The organism is Streptomyces palmae (genome assembly GCF_004684805.1).
Lineage (GTDB): Bacteria > Actinomycetota > Actinomycetes > Streptomycetales > Streptomycetaceae > Streptomyces > Streptomyces palmae.
In genome coordinates this window covers 1-18,120 of the sequence record NZ_SRID01000035.1, presented here as the reverse complement: position 1 = coordinate 18,120, position 18,120 = coordinate 1, and the positions used below count along the sequence as shown (strand labels likewise).

The 18,120-nt window shown below is 71.3% G+C and carries 15 protein-coding genes and 5 tRNA genes; 9 read left to right on the top strand and 11 right to left on the bottom strand.

Features of this window, described 5'->3' with window-relative positions:
* The first annotated feature begins 19 nt into the window (after positions 1-19).
* Positions 20-736 (top strand): IclR family transcriptional regulator NdgR, encoded by a 717-nt coding sequence (gene ndgR, locus E4099_RS06345; RefSeq protein WP_135337951.1) that lies wholly within the window; start codon positions 20-22, stop codon positions 734-736.
* Positions 737-897: 161 nt separating this feature from the next.
* Here the strand turns inward: ndgR and E4099_RS06340 are convergent.
* From E4099_RS06340 to E4099_RS32855, 8 genes are all read right to left on the bottom strand, one after another.
* Positions 898-970 (bottom strand) — tRNA-Glu (locus E4099_RS06340).
* A 24-nt stretch (positions 971-994) separates the two neighbouring features.
* Positions 995-1,066 (bottom strand) — tRNA-Gln (locus tag E4099_RS06335).
* 13 nt (positions 1,067-1,079) lie between these two features.
* Positions 1,080-1,152 (bottom strand) — tRNA-Glu (locus E4099_RS06330).
* A 61-nt stretch (positions 1,153-1,213) separates the two neighbouring features.
* Positions 1,214-1,286: transfer RNA gene (locus tag E4099_RS06325), tRNA-Glu, on the bottom strand.
* A gap of 40 nt (positions 1,287-1,326) precedes the next feature.
* Positions 1,327-1,398 (bottom strand) — tRNA-Gln (locus tag E4099_RS06320).
* 363 nt (positions 1,399-1,761) lie between these two features.
* Complete coding sequence (gltX, locus tag E4099_RS06315; protein ID WP_135337950.1) at positions 1,762-3,261, bottom strand: glutamate--tRNA ligase; 1,500 nt, start codon at positions 3,259-3,261, stop codon at positions 1,762-1,764.
* Positions 3,254-4,048 (bottom strand): fumarylacetoacetate hydrolase family protein, encoded by a 795-nt coding sequence (locus tag E4099_RS06310; protein WP_135337949.1) that lies wholly within the window; start codon positions 4,046-4,048, stop codon positions 3,254-3,256. The genes gltX and E4099_RS06310 overlap by 8 nt, the downstream gene beginning before the upstream one ends.
* Positions 4,049-4,195: 147 nt before the next feature.
* Positions 4,196-4,372 (bottom strand): hypothetical protein, encoded by a 177-nt coding sequence (locus E4099_RS32855; RefSeq protein ID WP_167828305.1) that lies wholly within the window; start codon positions 4,370-4,372, stop codon positions 4,196-4,198.
* Positions 4,373-4,954: 582 nt separating this feature from the next.
* Between E4099_RS32855 and E4099_RS06305 the strand changes: the two genes are divergently transcribed.
* From E4099_RS06305 to E4099_RS06270, 8 genes are all read left to right on the top strand, one after another.
* The gene (locus E4099_RS06305; RefSeq protein ID WP_425348248.1) at positions 4,955-8,782 is read left to right on the top strand and encodes a sensor histidine kinase; all 3,828 of its coding nucleotides are present in this window, start codon (positions 4,955-4,957) and stop codon (positions 8,780-8,782) included.
* Between the two features lie 9 nt (positions 8,783-8,791).
* Positions 8,792-9,205, top strand: a complete 414-nt coding sequence (locus E4099_RS06300; protein WP_135337965.1) for a roadblock/LC7 domain-containing protein — start codon at positions 8,792-8,794, stop codon at positions 9,203-9,205.
* A 103-nt stretch (positions 9,206-9,308) separates the two neighbouring features.
* Positions 9,309-9,719: a DUF742 domain-containing protein gene (locus tag E4099_RS06295; RefSeq protein ID WP_135337947.1), complete on the top strand. Its 411-nt coding sequence runs from the start codon at positions 9,309-9,311 to the stop codon at positions 9,717-9,719.
* Positions 9,700-10,281, top strand: coding sequence for a GTP-binding protein (locus tag E4099_RS06290; protein ID WP_135337946.1), 582 nt, complete (start codon positions 9,700-9,702; stop codon positions 10,279-10,281). The genes E4099_RS06295 and E4099_RS06290 overlap by 20 nt, the downstream gene beginning before the upstream one ends.
* A 365-nt stretch (positions 10,282-10,646) precedes the next feature.
* Positions 10,647-13,652, top strand: coding sequence for a sensor histidine kinase (locus E4099_RS06285; RefSeq protein ID WP_167828304.1), 3,006 nt, complete (start codon positions 10,647-10,649; stop codon positions 13,650-13,652).
* A gap of 10 nt (positions 13,653-13,662) precedes the next feature.
* On the top strand, positions 13,663-14,076 hold the full coding sequence (locus E4099_RS06280) for a roadblock/LC7 domain-containing protein (protein ID WP_135337964.1): 414 nt from the start codon (positions 13,663-13,665) through the stop codon (positions 14,074-14,076).
* A gap of 80 nt (positions 14,077-14,156) precedes the next feature.
* On the top strand, positions 14,157-14,738 hold the full coding sequence (locus E4099_RS06275; protein ID WP_135337944.1) for a DUF742 domain-containing protein: 582 nt from the start codon (positions 14,157-14,159) through the stop codon (positions 14,736-14,738).
* On the top strand, positions 14,719-15,297 hold the full coding sequence (locus tag E4099_RS06270) for a GTP-binding protein (RefSeq protein ID WP_135337943.1): 579 nt from the start codon (positions 14,719-14,721) through the stop codon (positions 15,295-15,297). Before E4099_RS06275 ends, E4099_RS06270 begins: the two co-directional genes overlap by 20 nt.
* A 74-nt stretch (positions 15,298-15,371) precedes the next feature.
* Here E4099_RS06270 and E4099_RS06265 read toward each other — a convergent pair whose 3' ends face one another.
* The 3 genes from E4099_RS06265 to E4099_RS06255 form a co-directional block, all read right to left on the bottom strand.
* Positions 15,372-15,605: an acyl-CoA carboxylase subunit epsilon gene (locus E4099_RS06265; RefSeq protein WP_135337942.1), complete on the bottom strand. Its 234-nt coding sequence runs from the start codon at positions 15,603-15,605 to the stop codon at positions 15,372-15,374.
* Between the two features lie 48 nt (positions 15,606-15,653).
* The gene (locus tag E4099_RS06260; RefSeq protein ID WP_135337941.1) at positions 15,654-17,237 is read right to left on the bottom strand and encodes an acyl-CoA carboxylase subunit beta; all 1,584 of its coding nucleotides are present in this window, start codon (positions 17,235-17,237) and stop codon (positions 15,654-15,656) included.
* Between the two features lie 253 nt (positions 17,238-17,490).
* On the bottom strand, positions 17,491-18,120 hold a 630-nt coding region (locus E4099_RS06255; RefSeq protein WP_245244631.1), incomplete at its 5' end, for a polysaccharide lyase family 8 super-sandwich domain-containing protein.

Here is an 18,120-nt window from a genome sequence, read left to right as displayed (position 1 = left end):
GAGACGCAAGTATCGTTGCATGGACAACTCTAGCGGCGTCGGCGTTCTCGACAAGGCTGCTCTGGTTCTGAGTGCTCTGGAGTCCGGTCCGGCCACTCTCGCCGGACTGGTCAGTGCCACCGGGCTGGCGCGCCCCACGGCGCACCGGCTCGCGGTCGCACTCGAACACCATCGGATGGTGGCCCGCGATATGCAGGGCCGTTTCATACTCGGCCCCCGCCTGGCCGAACTGGCCGCGGCGGCCGGCGAGGACCGGCTGCTGGCCACGGCCGCCCCGGTACTCACCCACCTACGCGATGTGACCGGCGAGAGCGCCCAGCTCTATCGGCGCCAGGGCGACATGCGGATCTGCGTGGCGGCGGCCGAGCGGCTGTCCGGACTGCGGGACACCGTCCCGGTCGGCTCCACCCTGCCGATGAAGGCCGGCTCGGCGGCCCAGGTGCTCATGGCCTGGGAGGAGCCGGAGCGGCTGCACCGCGGCCTGCAGGGGGCCCGCTTCACCGCCACCGCGCTGTCCGGCGTACGGCGCCGTGGCTGGGCGCAGTCGATCGGAGAGCGGGAGCCGGGCGTGGCCTCGGTCTCCGCCCCGGTGCGCGGCCCGTCCAACCGCGTGGTGGCCGCCGTCTCGGTCTCCGGACCGATCGAGCGGCTGACCCGCCACCCGGGCCGTATGCACGCCCAGGCGGTCATGGACGCCGCCCACCGGCTCACCGAGGCCCTGCGCCGCTCCAGCTGACCGCGGAGAGCCGCCGGCGGGGCGTTCCCGCCCCATGACCCCGCCGGCGGCTCGCCCCACCCCCACGCGGGGGTCGGGCACCGGGCGGGGATTCCATGGGGTCCGGGTTTTCCGGGAATGCGAAAAGGCCCTCCACCGAAGTGGAGGGCCTTTCTCTGATGTACCCCCGACCGGATTCGAACCGGCGCTACTGCCTTGAGAGGGCAGCGTGCTAGGCCGCTACACAACGGGGGCGTGAGCACTCTGATGAGTACCGCGCTGGGCTACCAGGACTCGAACCTAGACTAAATGAACCAGAATCACTCGTGCTGCCAATTACACCATAGCCCATGGTATAGACCAGTACCCCCGACCGGATTCGAACCGGCGCTACCGCCTTGAGAGGGCGGCGTGCTAGGCCGCTACACAACGGGGGCCCTAGCGATCCTGCGTCGTGAGCACCGGGAGCTACCCAGATGACCACGCGGGAAGGATCAGTACCCCCGACCGGATTCGAACCGGCGCTACTGCCTTGAGAGGGCAGCGTGCTAGGCCGCTACACAACGGGGGCTTGGTCCTGCTGAGGACAGGAGAACCGCGAAGATCTCCTGCTGGGGTACCAGGACTCGAACCTAGACTAAGTGAACCAGAATCACTCGTGCTGCCAATTACACCATACCCCACCAAAACGCAACCCCTGACGGGGTTTTGTTTGGTGCGCTTCCCGCTCCGGCCTTTCGGCCCTCCCGGGCGGCGCAGGAAGAACATTACCTGATGGTGGACGGGCCACCAAAACGGGTATGCGGCGCGGCCCGCGTTCCGTACCCGAGCGGTCGCTCGAACACCGTCCGTACGCCCTCCCGGCAGCGCCGGCGCGCCACGAGCGCGCCTCCGGCCCCGCCCGAGCGCGCGGACCGCCCCGGGCCGGATCGGCCGGGATGTGGCGGTCGCGGCCGCCCGCCTGGGCGCCCCGTACCGCCCCGGAACGCCGTGTGGGCGGCAGCCGGAGCGGCTGCCGCCCACACGGCGGTTGAGTGAGGGACGGCTCAGCCGCCGAGCCGGGCCAGGGCCGCGTCCACCCGGGCCAGGGTGCGCTCGCGGCCGAGCACCTCCAGGGACTCGAACAGCGGCAGGCCGACCGTGCGGCCGGTGACCGCGACCCGGACCGGGGCCTGCGCCTTGCCCAGCTTGAGGCCGTGCTCCTCGCCCGCGGCCAGGACCGCGGCCTTGAGCTCCTCGGCGCTCCAGTCGGCCGTCGCCAGCTTCTCCCGGGCGGTGCGCAGCAGGGCGTCGGCGCCGGGCTTCATCGCCTTGGTCCAGGACGCCTCGTCGAAGACCGGCTCGTCCAGGAAGAGGAAGTCCACGTTGGCCGTGATGTCGGAGAGCACCGTCAGGCGGGTCTGCGCCAGCTCGGCCAGGGCCGCGAACGCCGCCTGGTCGAAGGACTCCGGCGCCCACGGGGCGTGCGGGGCGGCCAGCCAGGGCTCGCAGGCCGTGATGAAGTCCTTGAGGTCCAGCCGCCGGATGTGGTCGGCGTTGATCGCCTCGGCCTTCTTCAGGTCGAAGCGCGCCGGGTTGGCGTTGACGTCCTTGATGTCGAAGGCCGCCACCATCTCGTCGATCGAGAACAGGTCCTGGTCGGCGGAGAGCGACCAGCCGAGCAGCGAGAGGTAGTTGAGCAGGCCCTCGGGGAGGAAGCCGCGCTCCCGGTAGAGGTTGAGGGAGGACTGCGGGTCGCGCTTGGAGAGCTTCTTGTTGCCCTCGCCCATCACGTACGGCAGGTGCCCGAAGGCCGGGGTGGTGCCGTTGCCCACGCCGATCTCGGCCAGCGCCCGGTAGAGCGCGATCTGCCGCGGGGTGGAGGAGAGCAGGTCCTCGCCGCGCAGCACGTGGGTGATCTCCATCAGCGCGTCGTCGACCGGGTTGACGAGCGTGTAGAGCGGGGCGCCGCTGGCCCGGACGATGCCGTAGTCCGGCACGTTCTCCGGGGTGAAGGTCAGCTCGCCGCGCACCAGGTCGGTGAAGGTGATCGGCTCGTCGGGCATCCGGAAGCGCACGATCGGGACGCGCCCCTCGGCCCGGTACGCGGCGCGCTGCTCGGACGTGAGCGTGCGGCACTGGCCGTCGTAGCCGGAGGGCTTGCCGGCCGCCCGGGCGGCCTCGCGGCGGGCGTCGAGCTCCTCGGGAGTGCAGAAGCACTCGTAGGCGTGGCCGGCCTCCTGGAGGCGGCGCGCCACGTCGGAGTAGATCTCCATCCGCTGGGACTGGCGGTAGGGCGCGTGCGGGCCGCCGACCTCGGGGCCCTCGTCCCAGTCGAAGCCCAGCCAGCGCATCGCGTCCAGCAGCTGCTGGTAGGACTCCTCGGAGTCCCGGGCGGCGTCGGTGTCCTCGATCCGGAACACCAGGGTGCCGCCGTGATGGCGGGCGAAGGCCCAGTTGAACAGGGCCGTGCGCACCAGGCCGACATGCGGGTTGCCGGTCGGCGAGGGGCAGAAGCGTACGCGTACGGGGGCAGCAGGGGATGCGGAAGAGGTTGCGCTAGCCACGCTTGATCACCTTGTTGGTGAGAGTGCCGATGCCTTCGATGGTCACGGCGACCTCGTCGCCCGGGACCAGGGGTCCGACGCCCGCGGGGGTGCCGGTGAGGATGACGTCACCCGGGAGCAGCGTCATGGCCTCGGTGATGTGCACGATCAGGTCCTCGATCGGGCGCACCATGTCGCTGGTGCGGCCCAGCTGGCGCTGTTCACCGTTGACGGTGCACATGACGCCGATGCCGGCCGCGATGTCCTCCAGGGCGAGCCCGGTCTCCACCCAGGGGCCCAGCGGGCAGGAGGAGTCGAAGCCCTTGGCCCGGGCCCACTGCTTCTCGCGCTGCTGGGCGTCGCGCGCGGTGATGTCGTTGGCGCAGGTGTAGCCGAGGATCACGTCCTTGACGCGCTCGCGGGGCACTTCCTTGCACATCCGGCCGATGACCACGGCCAGCTCGGCCTCGTGGTGCACCTCCTGGGAGAAGGAGGGGTAGACGACCGGGTCGCCGGGGCCGATCACCGCGGTGGAGGGCTTGAAGAAGGTGACGGGGGTCTCGGGGACCTCGTTGCCCAGCTCGGCGGCGTGTTCCGCGTAGTTGCGGCCGATCGCGACGACCTTGTTGGGCAGGACGGGCGGCAGCAGCCGCACCTTGTTCAGCGGGATCTTCTGGCCCGAGCGCTCGAATTCGGCGAACGGGTGGCCCTTGATGATGTCGAGAACGGGGCCGTCCGGGTCGGACGGCTGCCCCTCCACGACGCCGAAGCCGACGTTGCCGTCGAGGGAGAACCTGGCGATGCGCACGGGAGGCCGCGCCCTTCACTGTGCTGGCGGAAGACTGACGCTTCAGGCTATCGCGCAGGCCGGGGGCCCACCCGGTGCCGACGGCGCCGGGCGCGGCCGGGGCCCGCCCTCCCGGCGGCAGCCGGAGGACGGGCCCTCAGGGTCACATCAGCTGTTGGGGGCCGTCATCAGCACGGTGCGCCGCGGGTTGGCGGTGCTGGTGGGCAGTTCGACGGGGTGCTCGGGCTGCTCGGGGATCGAGACGAGCTCGCCGGCGTCCTTGAGATGCGCCAGGGTGGTACGCCGCGGGTTGGCTATGGCGCGGGACGTCATCGTCGTCTTCACGTGGGTCGACCTCTGCTGGTGTGGTTGTGGCGGGTGCTGCCTGTGTAAAACGTCAGGCTAGACGCGCCTATGCCCACCCATTGGGGACAGAAGTCACGATCGATGTGTGAGTTTGCTCACGAGTCAGCGGGCAAATGGCGCGAATGGAATGCGCAAAGCACACCCAGGAAACGGACATTGCCCATCTCAAGGTGACGTTCCGCCCTTGATCATGACTACCGGGACACCCCGCCCCGTCCGGACGCCCGTGCGCCATTCGCCAACAAAAGTCCGTTATCACCGACTGACTTTTCTACATTCCGTAATGTCGGTCCTACCGTGGGTTACCGATGCGTCCGGGTCCCCTCCCGCCCTTGTTGGAGCATCCGGCACTGTGCTGGAATTCCACGGACCGCCGCTGGATTCAGCCGGCGCGCAGGGGGCGCGAGGAAGAGAGGCGCCGGGCGGCGGTTGGCTCCTCTTCTCGACATGAAAGGGTGCGCGCCGGTCACTCACGACCGCTACGGGGGGCTGCGGTCCCCATCGACGACACCGTTCCGCCGCGCCAGCGGGGGAACGCCTGGTCCAGAGGTTGCGACGCTAGTGCAGGGACGTTTCAAGAGGGATGGTATGGGGTCTCCCCAGGCCCACCAGGGCCGAGGAGAGGCTGCGGCGGACCCGGAGCCGCGCGGGGTCACCGACCGCGGCTCCTCTCCCCAGCGCGCCCAGGGTCCCGGCCCGGCCCCGGCCGGGCCCGGTGCCGAGGCGGACTCCCCCACCACCCCGCCCAAGGCCCCGACCGGCGGCGAGGGCGCCGCGCGACCGCGGCCGAAGGTGCCCACCGGCCCCGGTTCCCGGTTCGCCCTCCGCAACTGGCGCATCAGCACCCGACTGGTCTCCCTGCTGGCGCTCCCGGTCGTCGCCGCGACCTCGCTGGGTGCCCTGCGTATCCAGAGCTCGCTGGAGAACATCGACGACCTGGACCGGATGAAGCTGCTCACCGAGATGACGCAGCAGGCCACCCACCTGGCCGACGTGCTCCAGGAGGAGCGGGACAAGTCGGCGGGTCCGCTGGCCGGTGAGGGCAACGAGAAGAACGACCGGGTCGTCGCCACCCGGGAGGCCACCACCCAGGCCATCAAGTCGTTCTCCGAGGCCACCGAGCGGGTGCCGCAGCTGACCGGTGTGCAGGCCACGCTGGTGGACATCCGCCGTCAGCTGCAGCGGATCCGCGACATCCGGGACCACGCCTACAGCAACCGCGAGTACATCGCGCAGACCGTCCAGGACTACAACGAGCTGATCACCTCACTGCTCTCGCTGTCCCAGGACATGGCCCAGGCCACCAGCAACTCCTCCATGATCAACAACACGCGTGCGCTGGCGACCTTCTCCGCCGCCAAGGAGTACGCGTCCATCCAGCGCGCGATCATCAGCGCCGCGCTGGCCAACCCGCACGGCCCGCACCTGTCCGACAACGACAAGCGCTACGGCAAGTCGGCGCTGGACAAGGAAGACGCGGCGCTGCGGAAGTTCGAGACCTTCCGCAGCGGCTCCTCCGACCTGCTGGAGCCGTTGGACGGCCTGCCCGACATCACCGCCGCGGAGACCTACGCCCAGCGCGTGATGCGCGATAACGGCGACAAGGGCCTGACCTCCGAGGACCGCAGCTACCTGGACTGGTACGACCAGGACACGATCAAGCTGCAGGAGATGTCCAAGATCGAGCAGACCCTGCTCAGCGAGATGGAGCAGAAGGCCCGCGAGCTGCGTGACGACGCCGAGCAGGAGGCGTACATCAGCGGTGCGCTGATCCTGCTGGTGCTCGGTGTCTCGCTGGTCGGCGCCTTCGTGGTGGCCCGCTCCATGGTCCGCTCGCTGCGCCGGCTCCAGAAGACCGCCGAGGACGTCTCGCAGAAGCGGCTGCCGGAGCTGGTCAAGCAGCTCTCCGAGGCCGACCCGCAGGACGTGGACACCTCCGTCGAGTCGGTCGGTGTGCACAGCCGGGACGAGATCGGCAAGGTGGCCGCGGCCTTCGACGACGTGCACCACGAGGCGGTCCGGCTCGCCGCCGAGCAGGCGCTGCTGCGGGGCAACGTCAACGCGATGTTCACCAACCTCTCGCGCCGCAGCCAGGGCCTCATCCAGCGTCAGCTGTCGCTCATCTCCGAACTGGAGTCCCGCGAGGCCGACCCGGACCAGCTGTCCTCGCTCTTCAAGCTGGACCACCTGGCCACCCGTATGCGCCGGAACGGCGAGAACCTCCTGGTCCTCGCGGGCGAGGAGCCGGGCCGCCGGTGGACCCGCCCGGTGCCGCTGGTCGACGTGCTGCGCGCGGCGGCCTCCGAGGTGGAGCAGTACGAGCGCATCGAACTCAGCGCCGTGCCCACCACCGAGGTCGCCGGCCGCGTCGTCAACGACCTGGTGCACCTGCTCGCCGAGCTGCTGGAGAACGCCACCTCCTTCTCCTCTCCGCAGACCAAGGTCAAGGTGACCGGTCACGCGCTGCCCGACGGCCGCGTGCTGGTCGAGATCCACGACACCGGTATCGGCCTGTCCCCGGAGGACCTGGCCGCGATCAACGAGCGGCTGGCCAGCCCGCCCACGGTGGACGTCTCGGTGTCCCGGCGGATGGGCCTGTTCGTGGTCGGCCGGCTGTCCCTGCGGCACGGCATCCGCATCCAGCTGCGCCCCTCCGACTCCGGCGGCACCACCGCGCTGGTCATGCTGCCGGTGGACGTCGCCCAGGGCGGCAAGAAGCCGAGCGCCGGCAAGCCCGGCCAGGCCGCCCCGTCGGCCCCGTCGACCTCAGCCCCCGGTACGGCGGGCTCGGGCGGCGGTGCCGGTCTCCTCGGCTCCGCCCCGCCCCGGCGCCAGGTCTCCGGCTCCGGACCGCGGCCCGCGCTGCCCGGCAGCGGCGGTGGCCTGCCCACCCGTCCGACCGGCGGCGGTGCGCCCGACCGCGGTCCCGCCCCGTCCGGCGGCAGCCTCTTCGACGCCGGCCGGCCCTCGCCCGCCGACGCCAAGGGCGGCCCCGCCGCCGCGCCGCGCGGTGCCGGTGGCCGGCCGAACCTCCCGACGCGCGGTGACGGGCCGTCCATCGCCCCGCCCACCGGCGCTCCCGCCGCCGACGCGGCGCACGGCGAGTCCGGCGGCAAGCGCGCCGGCCGCAGGCAGCTGCCGCAGCGCGACGCCGCCCCCGAGCTGCCGTCCGTGCAGCGGCCCGGCACCAGCTGGGGCGCCCGGCGCGCCGCCGCCGGCGACGACGACTGGCCCACCGCGCCGCGGGCCGCGGAGGACGCGCCGCGCGGTCATGACGAGGTGGACTCCGCGCCGCGGAGGTCCGCGCGCGGCCGTGCGGGACGCGGCTCGGGCCGCGGCCCAGGCGACACCGGCCAGTTCGCCCGCCCCGAACCGGGCCAGGGACCCGGTGACACCGGGCAGTACGCCCGTCCGGCCGGCGGTCCCGGCGACACCGGCCAGTTCGCACGCCCCGAGCTGGACCAGGGACCGGGCGACACCGGCCAGTTCGCACGCCCCGAGCTGGACCAGGGACCGGGCGACACCGGGCAGTACGCCCGTCCGGCTGGGGGCCCAGGCGACACCGGCCAGTTCCCCCGTGCCGAACTCGGCCAGGGACCCGGCCACACCGGGCAGTTCCCGCAGATCCGCCCCGAGGACACCGGCGCCCACCAGCTCCAGGACCCTTTCACCGGCACTGGCCAGTTCCCCCGCGCCGAACTGGGCCAGGGACCCGCCGACACCGGACAGTTCCCCCGCCCCGCCGACACCGGCCAGTTCGCACGGCCGCAGTTCGACCAGGGCCCCGCCGACACCGGCCAGTTCGCCCGCCCCGAACTCGACCGGAGCCCGAGCGACACCGGGCAGTTCGCGCGACCGGAGGACGCCCTCACCGGCGCGCTGCCGGAGGCGCTGCCGCCGGCCGGCCCGGGTGACGGCCGTACCCCGATCTTCGACACCATCGAGTCCAACTGGTTCCGCGGCTCCGGTGGCGCGGCCGGCGGCCAGGGCGGTCGCACGGCGGCGGACGAGGTGGACCCGGCGGCCGAGCCGTCCTCGCCCCAGCGCGACGAGCCGCCGTCCGCGGGCTCGCGCGGCGGTGCCGGCGAGGACAGCTGGCACTCCCCCAACGACGAGCGCTGGCGCCGCGCCGAGCAGGTGCGGGTGCCCGCGGCGGGCGGAGTGACGTCATCCGGTTTGCCCCGGCGCGTTCCACGCGCCAATCTCGTGGAGGGCACTGCCCAGCAGCAGCCCCGGCCGGCCGGTCCGCAGGTCTCCCGCGCTCCCGATGATGTGCGCGGGCGGCTGACGAACCTTCGTCGGGGCATCCAGCAGGGCCGTCAGGCCGGTTCGGGTCCGGGCGGCAATAACGATCGCGGCGTTGGTCCGACTTACCGGCAGGAGCGTTAGTTGAGCCCGATGAGCCAGGCGGCACAGAACCTGAACTGGTTGATCACGAACTTCGTGGACAACACCCCCGGTGTGTCCCACACGGTCGTGGTCTCCGCCGACGGACTGCTCCTCGCGATGTCCGAAGGCTTCCCCCGCGACCGAGCCGACCAGCTGGCGGCCGTCGCCTCCGGCCTGACCTCGCTGACCGCCGGAGCCTCCCGGATCTTCGAAGGCGGCTCGGTCAACCAGACCGTGGTCGAGATGGAACGCGGCTTCCTCTTCATCATGTCCATCTCCGACGGCTCCTCCCTGGCCGTGCTCGCCCACCCCGAGTGCGACATCGGCCTCGTCGGCTACGAGATGGCCCTGCTCGTCGACCGCGCCGGCAGTGTCCTCACTCCGGACCTGCGCGCCGAATTGCAGGGCAGCTTGCTCAACTGACCTGACCAGACCGTCCGTCCCGTCCGGCCACCCGGCCGGACGCCCCCCCACCGGCACCGACCGACGGCACCGACCGTCACCTTGCTGTCCGACCGGAGGATCCATGACCCCGCCCACCGCCTCGCCCGGCCCGTACGGCGGCCACCATCACACGCCGTACGGGGGTGAAGGCGACCAGCCCCTGGTCCGTCCGTACGCCATGACCGGCGGCCGGACCCGGCCGCGCTACCAGCTCGCCATCGAGGCACTGGTCAGCACCACGGCCGACCCAGCCCACCTGCAGGGGCTGCTCCCCGAGCACCAGCGCATCTGCCATCTGTGCCGGGAGGTCAAGTCGGTCGCGGAGGTCTCCGCCCTGCTGAACATGCCGCTCGGCGTGGCGCGGATCCTCGTGGCCGACCTCGCCGAGGCCGGGATGGTGGCGATCCACCAGCCGGGTGGCGGCGCGGACGCGGGTGGAACGCCGGATGTGACACTGCTGGAAAGGGTGCTCAGTGGACTTCGCAAGCTCTAACGGCGCGCCGGCCCGCTCCACCACCTCCGCGAAGATCGTGGTGGCGGGCGGCTTCGGCGTCGGCAAGACCACGTTCGTCGGTGCGGTCTCGGAGATCAATCCGCTGCGCACCGAGGCCGTGATGACCTCCGCTTCGGCGGGGATCGACGACTTGAGCCATGTCCAGGACAAGACCACGACCACCGTGGCGATGGACTTCGGCCGCATCACCCTGGACCAGGACCTGATCCTTTACCTCTTCGGTACCCCGGGCCAGGACCGCTTCTGGTTCATGTGGGACGACCTGGTACGCGGCGCCATCGGCGCCGTGGTCCTCGTCGACACCCGCAGGCTCGCCGACTGCTTCCCGGCCGTCGACTACTTCGAGAACAGCGGACTGCCGTTCATCATCGCCCTCAACGGCTTCGACGGACACCAGCCCTACTCCCCCGAAGAGGTCCGCGAGGCCCTCCAGATCGGGCCCGACACCCCGATCATCACCACCGACGCCCGCACCCGCGGCGAGGCCAAGAGCGCTCTGATCACCCTGGTCGAGCACGCCCTGATGGCCCGGTTGAAGTAGTCGCACGTGGCCCGGTCGGGCAGTCGGGGATCAACCGGCTTGTCTAATCGGGAAGTTGTGCCTCGGAGTGGACTGTGTCCTCGGCCACGGTCCACTCCGGGGCTTCATAACGTTTCGAATGAGAAATCTTCGCCGCTGAACACGGTGCGCTCACAGGCCATCGCGCAGTGCGCCCACTCCTCCCGTCTTTTGGCGCGACTCAGGCTTTATGCCCGTTTTATCGGCGGAACCTTTCGCCATGTCCACGCTGTGTCCACTGTTTGGACTGCGCCCGCCCCACGTGCTGGAATTCGAGAACTGGGCAGTAGGCGCCCAGCCGAGAACGGCACGACACCAGGTGCCGACGCCGAGAGGTTATTGGTCGAGTGAGGCGAAGCAAGCCCGACTCCGCGCCGCAGGCACGGGGGAACTTCACTCCGCCGCCGCGCATGTCTGCGCCGGCTGTCGAAGTACCGCAGACCCCTGCCGCCCCCGCCGGCAAGAGCGGGCCGCTGTCCCCGCGCAACTGGCGGGTACGCACTCGGCTGAACGCCATTCTGCTGCTGCCGGTCCTGGTCGCCCTGGTCTTCGGTGGCTTCCGGGTGCAGTCCTCCATCTCCACCTGGAGCGAGGCACAGGACGCCGAACGCACCGCGCGTCTGGTCCGGGCCGCCGCCGTCTACGGCAACGCCCTGATCAACGAGCGCGACGTGAGCGCGGCGCCGCTGCTGTCCGGCAGCGACAAGGAAGCGGTACGGCAGGTGCGGACGGCCACCGACCGTGCGGCCGAGGAGTTCCACCGGCGGGCCGAGGACATGCCCGACCAGCCCGGCCTCCAGCGTCGGCTGAAGGCCCTCCAGAAGGTCGAGCCGCGCCTGGAGACGCTGCGCCGGACCGCGTACACCGCCAAGTTGGGCGGGGTGAAGACGGAAGAGGGCTACGTCGCCATCCAGCACCCGCTGATGGAGTTCGCCAACGAGCTCGGGCTGGGTACCGGCAACATCACCTCCTACGGCCGTACCGTCTACGCGCTGTCGCTGGCCAAGAGTGCTGAATCGCTTCAGCGCTCCCTCGGCACCCATCTGCTGGTGAAGCCCGGGCCGTCCGCGGCCGACCGGCGCACCCAGCTGACCGCGCTGGCCTCCTACGCCTATCTGGAGCGCATCGCGCGGGACGAGTTCACCTCCGGCAGCCTCCCCGAGGACATCGTCCGGCTGGAGGACGCGCTCGCCGACGCCAAGAAGGAACGCGAGCTGCGGATCACCCGGGCCCGGCAGAGCGCCGAGGACGACGGGCGGAAGTTCAGCACCCCGCCCACGATGGAGGGGATGCGGGCCGCCATCGCCTCGCCGAGCGCCACCCCCGAGGGGCTGAAGGCGCGCGGCATCACCGCCCGGACCTGGTTCGACGCGGCCACCGACCGGTTCGACGCCTACCGCGGGGTCGAGGCCGAGCTGAGCGACAAGGCGGTGGACGAGGCCGCGCAGATCTCCTCCGACGCCCGGCGGGACGCCATCCTCAACTCGGCGATCGTGCTGGTGGCCCTGCTGGCCGCGTTCGTGATCGCCGGTCTGATGGCCCGCTCCATGAGCCGCAGCATGCGGCAGCTGCGCAACGCCGCGCACGGTGTCGCCGAGCAGCGGCTGCCGGCGCTGGTCGCCCAGCTGTCCCGGACCGAGCCGGGCCGGGTGGACACCCGTGTCCAGCCGATCCCGATCAGCACCCAGGACGAGATCGGCGAGGTCGCCCGCGCCTTCGACCAGGTGCACCGGGAGGCGGTCCGACTCGCCGCCGAGCAGGCGATGCTGCGGGGCAACGTCAACGCGATCTTCACCAACCTCTCCAGCCGCAACCAGGGCCTCATCGAGCGCCAGCTGACGCTGATCACCCACCTGGAGAACAACGAGGCCGACCCGGACCAGCTGGCGAACCTGTTCAAGCTGGACCACCTGGCCACCCGTATGCGCCGCAACGGCGAGAACCTGCTGATCCTCGCGGGCGAGGAGCCGGGCCGCCGCTGGACCCAGCCGGTGCCGCTGATCGACGTGCTGCGCGCGGCCTCCTCCGAGGTGGAGAACTACGAGCGCATCGTGATCACCGGCGTACCGGAGAGCGAGATCCACGGCCAGGCCGTGAACGACCTGGTGCACCTGCTCGCCGAGCTGCTGGAGAACGCCACCACCTTCTCCTCGCCGCAGACCAAGGTGCGGGTGGCCGCGACCCGGCTGCCGGACGGCCGCGTCATGATCGAGATCCATGACAAGGGCATCGGGCTGACCGCCGAGGACTTCGCGGACATCAACCACAAGCTGGCCAACCCGCCGACCGTGGACGCCGCGATCTCCCAGCGCATGGGCCTGTTCGTGGTGGGCCGGCTGGCCGACCGGCACGGCATCCGGGTGCAGCTGCGGCCTTCGGGCGAGCAGGCGGGCACCACCTCGCTGGTCATGCTGCCGGACGCGATCACCCACGGTGGCGGCGGCGAGGAGCTGTCGCAGGACGACTTCACCGTCTCCCGCATCGTCCCGGAGCAGCCGCACGCCACCCAGGTGGGTCCGGGCCTGCGGACCGCGGCCGAGCTGGGCTTCGACGACAACCGGTACGGCGCCGCGCAGCCCTCGGCGCAGCCCGCGCCCGGCGAGGGCCCGGAGCCGGTGGGGCGTTCCCTGGGCCGCGATGGGCTGCGTACCCCCATGGGCGCCCCGGAGCACCGCCAGCCCGAGCATCCGGAGGCGGAGTACCAGGGCCCGGCGGAGAGCGGGCAGCAGCCGTACTACGACTACAACTCCCCTGCGGAGCAGGGCGGATGGTCCGAAACCGGCTCGTATCAGGCGCCTTACGCGGCGTCTTACGGGTCCCAACCGGAACCGGGACCCGGCGTTCCCGAAGGAACGTCAGACGGCGTAGAGTTCCACCATCCGGGACCTTCCCCGAGCGACACCCACTCGCTGACCGACTCCGGCCTGCCGCGTCGGGCCAAGCAGTGGTCGCAGCCCGAGGAGGGTGCTGCTCAGGCGGCGCCGAGTCCGCGGCCGGCATCGGAGCGGCAGTCGGCGGGTCCGGGGGCTGCGGCCGAGGAGTCGTGGAGCTCGGTGAACGACGAGCGCTGGCACCGTGCCGAGGAGCTGCGGGAGCCCAAGGCCGGTGGCATCACCTCGTCCGGGTTGCCGCGGCGGGTTCCCAAGGCCAACCTCGTCGAGGGCGCGGCGCTCTCGTCCCCGCAGGACGGCCCCCAGGTCTCCCGTGCTCCGGAGGATGTGCGCGGCAGGTTGAGCAACCTGCGGCGCGGCGTCCAGCAGGCCCGGAACGCGGGCACGGACAGCGGTACCTCGCAAGACCAGCATGACCGGCCGGGCTTCGGCCCCGGCAGCACCTACGATCAGGAGCGTTAGTGTGAGCCCGATGAGCCAGGCGGCGCAGAACCTGAACTGGTTGATCACGAACTTCGTGGACAACACCCCCGGTGTGTCCCACACGGTCGTGGTCTCCGCCGACGGACTGCTCCTCGCCATGTCCGAAGGCTTCCCCCGCGACCGAGCCGACCAGCTGGCGGCCGTCGCCTCCGGCCTGACCTCGCTGACCGCCGGAGCCTCCCGGATCTTCGAAGGCGGCTCGGTCAACCAGACCGTGGTCGAGATGGAACGCGGCTTCCTCTTCATCATGTCCATCTCCGACGGCTCCTCCCTGGCCGTGCTCGCCCACCCCGAGTGCGACATCGGCCTCGTCGGCTACGAGATGGCCCTGCTCGTCGACCGCGCGGGCGGGGTGCTGACGCCGGACCTCCGGGCAGAACTGCAAGGCAGCCTTCTCAACTGACAAACAAACAGTGCGTTTCGCGCCACCGCGCCATAGGGTGCGGTGGCGCGACCGATAACAGGTGAGTTGGAGGAGGAACCGTGGATACGCCCCCTAGCGGATACCCGTACCAGCCCGGGCCCCGGCACGAGCCGCAGCAGGACGCCCCGCTGAGGCGTTTCAACTTCCCCTCCACCCCAAGCCACCAGCAGCCGCCGGTCCGTCCGCAGCAGCCGCACCCCGGTTACGGCCCCGCGTACGAACCGCCGCGGCCACCGGGCGGCCGGCCGATGCAGCAGCCGCAGCCCACCGCCCCGGAACCGGCCCCGGTCCAGGGCGGGCACAACCCGCTGGTGCGTCCGTACGCCATGACCGGCGGCCGGACCCGGCCCCGCTACCAGCTCGCCATCGAGGCGCTGGTCAGCACCACGGCGGACCTCTCGCAGCTGCAGGGCCAGATGCCCGAGCACCAGCGGATCTGCCAACTGTGCCTGGAGATCAAGTCGGTTGCCGAGATCTCCGCCCTCCTCGCCATTCCCCTCGGCGTGGCCCGAATCCTCGTCGCCGACTTGGCGGAGGCCGGGCTTGTCGCCATCCATCAGCCCGGCGGCGACGAGACCGCCGGCGGACAGCCTGACGTGACATTGCTCGAAAGGGTGCTCAGTGGACTTCGCAAGCTCTAGCGATGCAGCTCGCTCCACCACCTCCGCGAAGATCGTGGTGGCGGGCGGCTTCGGCGTGGGCAAGACCACGTTCGTCGGCGCGGTCTCGGAGATCAATCCGCTGCGTACCGAAGCCGTGATGACCTCGGCTTCGGCGGGGATCGACGACCTGACGCACGCGCCGGACAAGACCACGACCACCGTGGCGATGGACTTCGGCCGCATCACCCTGGACCAGGACCTGATCCTGTACCTCTTCGGTACCCCGGGCCAGGACCGCTTCTGGTTCATGTGGGACGACCTGGTACGCGGCGCCATCGGCGCCGTGGTCCTCGTCGACACCCGCAGGCTCGCCGACTGCTTCCCGGCCGTCGACTACTTCGAGAACAGCGGACTGCCCTTCGTCATCGCCCTCAACGGCTTCGACGGACACCAGCCCTACTCCCCCGAAGAGGTCCGCGAGGCCCTCCAGATCGGGCCCGACACCCCGATCATCACCACCGACGCCCGCACCCGCAGCGAGGCCAAGAGCGCTCTGATCACCCTGGTCGAGCACGCCCTGATGGCCCGACTGCGGTAGCGAGCGCCCGCGTACGGCGAAGGTCCCCGCTCTCCTGGAGAGCGGGGACCTTCGCCGTACGCGGCCCGGTGGGCTCAGCGCTGCCAGCTGTGCGGGACGCAGAAGCCCGGACGGCGCTCCAGCCGGTGCCAGGGGGCGGTGTCGCGGCGCGGGCGGGTGGCGCCGCGGGCACGGTGGCTGGTGTGGGCGGCGGCCCGGGCGAGCAGGACCGCGGTGACGGCGGCGAGCTCCTCCGCGTCGGCGTGGCCCTTCTCGACTCGGACCAGGGTGCCGGCGGCGGTATCGGCGGGATCGCTGGAGGTACTCACGTGTCGTTGTCTCCCTGTTTCCCTTGTTTCAGAGTTCCACTGGGCGGGTCACTGCGGCGGGTTGCCGTGCTTGCGGGGCGGCAGGTCGGCGTGCTTGGTGCGCAGCATCGCCAGCGAGCGGATGAGGACGGCGCGGGTCTCGGCGGGGTCGATGACGTCGTCGATCAGGCCCCGCTCGGCCGCGTAGTAGGGGTGCATCAGCTCGGACTTGTACTCCTTGACCATGCGGGCGCGCATGGCCTCGGGGTCGTCCGCGCCGGCGATCTGGCGGCGGAAGATGACGTTGGCTGCGCCCTCGGCGCCCATCACCGCGATCTCGTTGGTCGGCCAGGCGTAGGTGAGGTCGGCGCCGATGGACTGGGAGTCCATCACGATGTAGGCACCGCCGTAGGCCTTGCGCAGGATGACCGAGATGCGCGGCACGGTCGCGTTGCAGTAGGCGTAGAGCATCTTGGCGCCGTGCCGGATGATGCCCCCGTGCTCCTGGTCGACGCCGGGCAGGAAGCCGGGCACGTCCAGCAGGGTGATCAGCGGGATGTTGAAGGCGTCGCACATCTGGATGAAGCGCGCGGCCTTCTCCGAGGCCTCGATGTCCAGCACCCCGGCCAGCGACTGCGGCTGGTTGGCGATCACGCCGACGACCTGGCCGTCCAGTCGGGTCAGGGCGCAGATGATGTTGGTCGCCCAGCGCTCGTGGATCTCCAGGTACTCGCCGTCGTCGACGATCTCCTCGATCACCTTGCGCATGTCGTAGGGCCGGTTGCCGTCGGCCGGCACCAGGTCGAGCAGCACCTCGCCGCGCCGGTCCACCGGGTCGTCGGACTCGGCCACCGGGGGGTTCTCGCGGTTGTTCTGCGGCAGCAGCGAGAGCAGGTAGCGCACTTCCTCCAGGCACGACTCCTCGTCGTCGTACGCGAAGTGGCACACCCCGGAGGTCTCGGCGTGCACGTCCGCGCCGCCCAGGCCGTTCTGGGTGACCTTCTCACCGGTGACGGCCTGGACCACGTCCGGGCCGGTGATGAACATCTGCGAGGTCTCCCGGACCATGAACACGAAGTCCGTGAGGGCCGGGGAGTAGGCGGCGCCGCCCGCGCAGGGGCCGAGCATCACGCTTATCTGCGGGATGACGCCGGACGCCCGGGTGTTCCGCTGGAAGATGCCGCCGTAGCCGGCGAGCGCCGAGACGCCCTCCTGGATCCGGGCCCCGGCACCGTCGTTCAGCGAGACCAGCGGCGCTCCCGCCGTGATGGCCATGTCCATGATCTTGTGGATCTTGGTGGCGTGGGCCTCGCCCAGCGCGCCGCCGAAGATGCGGAAGTCGTGGGCGTACACGAACACGGTCCGCCCGTGCACCGTTCCCCAGCCGGTGATCACGCCGTCGGTGTACGGGCGCTTCTCCTCCAGCCCGAACCCGGTGGCCCGGTGCCGCCGCAGCGGCTCCACTTCGTTGAAGGAACCCTCGTCCAGCAGCAGATCGATCCGCTCCCGAGCCGTCAGCTTGCCCTTGGCCTTCTGAGCCTCGGTCGCCCGCTCGCTGGGACCACGCCGTACCTGCTCGCGGATGGCGTGCAGCTCGGCGACGCGCCCGCGGACATCACTGGCCTCTTCGGGCGCACCTTCGAGATTGGTCATGCATCGACGGTACGTGCCAGGGGGCCCGGAGACTGATGTCGGTTCCATACAACGTCGCACGTGTTTTGGTGGGCAGGCAGAACAGAAAGCTCAGTGACTTCGCCCAAGGCCCTGCCGGCAAGCGGCTTAGCACACTGTCGGCACTCCACAAACTCCCGGGTGACTCCCACCGCCCGTACGGTGCCGACCACCCGGACGGGCGAACCCCGGCGGGCGAGTGAGCGCCCGGCCGGCCGGTCCGGCACGCCGCGGCTCAGCCGCCCAGGGACAGGGCGCAGCGGTGGGTGGCCCCGGCCGTGCCGCCGGTGATCCGCAACCGCAGGGCGGGCCCGGTGCCCAGCACCTCGATCGCCGGATCGGCCGCGGTGACCGCGCGTACCGGATGGTCCCAGCGGAGGTCCAGCGCCGCCCCGGTGCGCGCCGGGTCGGCCACGCACAGGGTGGCGCCGCGGCCCTCGCGCCGCAGCAGCACGCCGGCCGGGCCGCCGGCGGTGAACCCGGCGCAGCTCCCCGGCCGCCAGAAGTTGATCGCGGTGACGCCGAGCGAGGGGATCCGCACGGCCTGGCGGTGCTCGTCGTTGGCCGGCACCTCCAGCCAGCCGTGGTCGGCGGCGCGGGCGGCGACCGTGCGGCGGTCGGCGCCGGGCATCAGCAGATAGCGGTAGCTCGCGCCGTCCGGGTCGGTGCCGTGGTCCTGCCAGAGCGTCAGGTAGCGGCGGGTGAGCGGGGTGGGGTCGCCGTCGGCGTTGATGTCCCGCCAGGACCCGGTGCGGTCCTCGCGGGAGATGTCGAGCCGGGTGCCGCCGGGGAAGACATAGCCGCCGTGGCCCGCCAGGTGCGCCCAGCGGGCGTGCGGGACCACGGTGCGCCGGCCGGGGGTGGC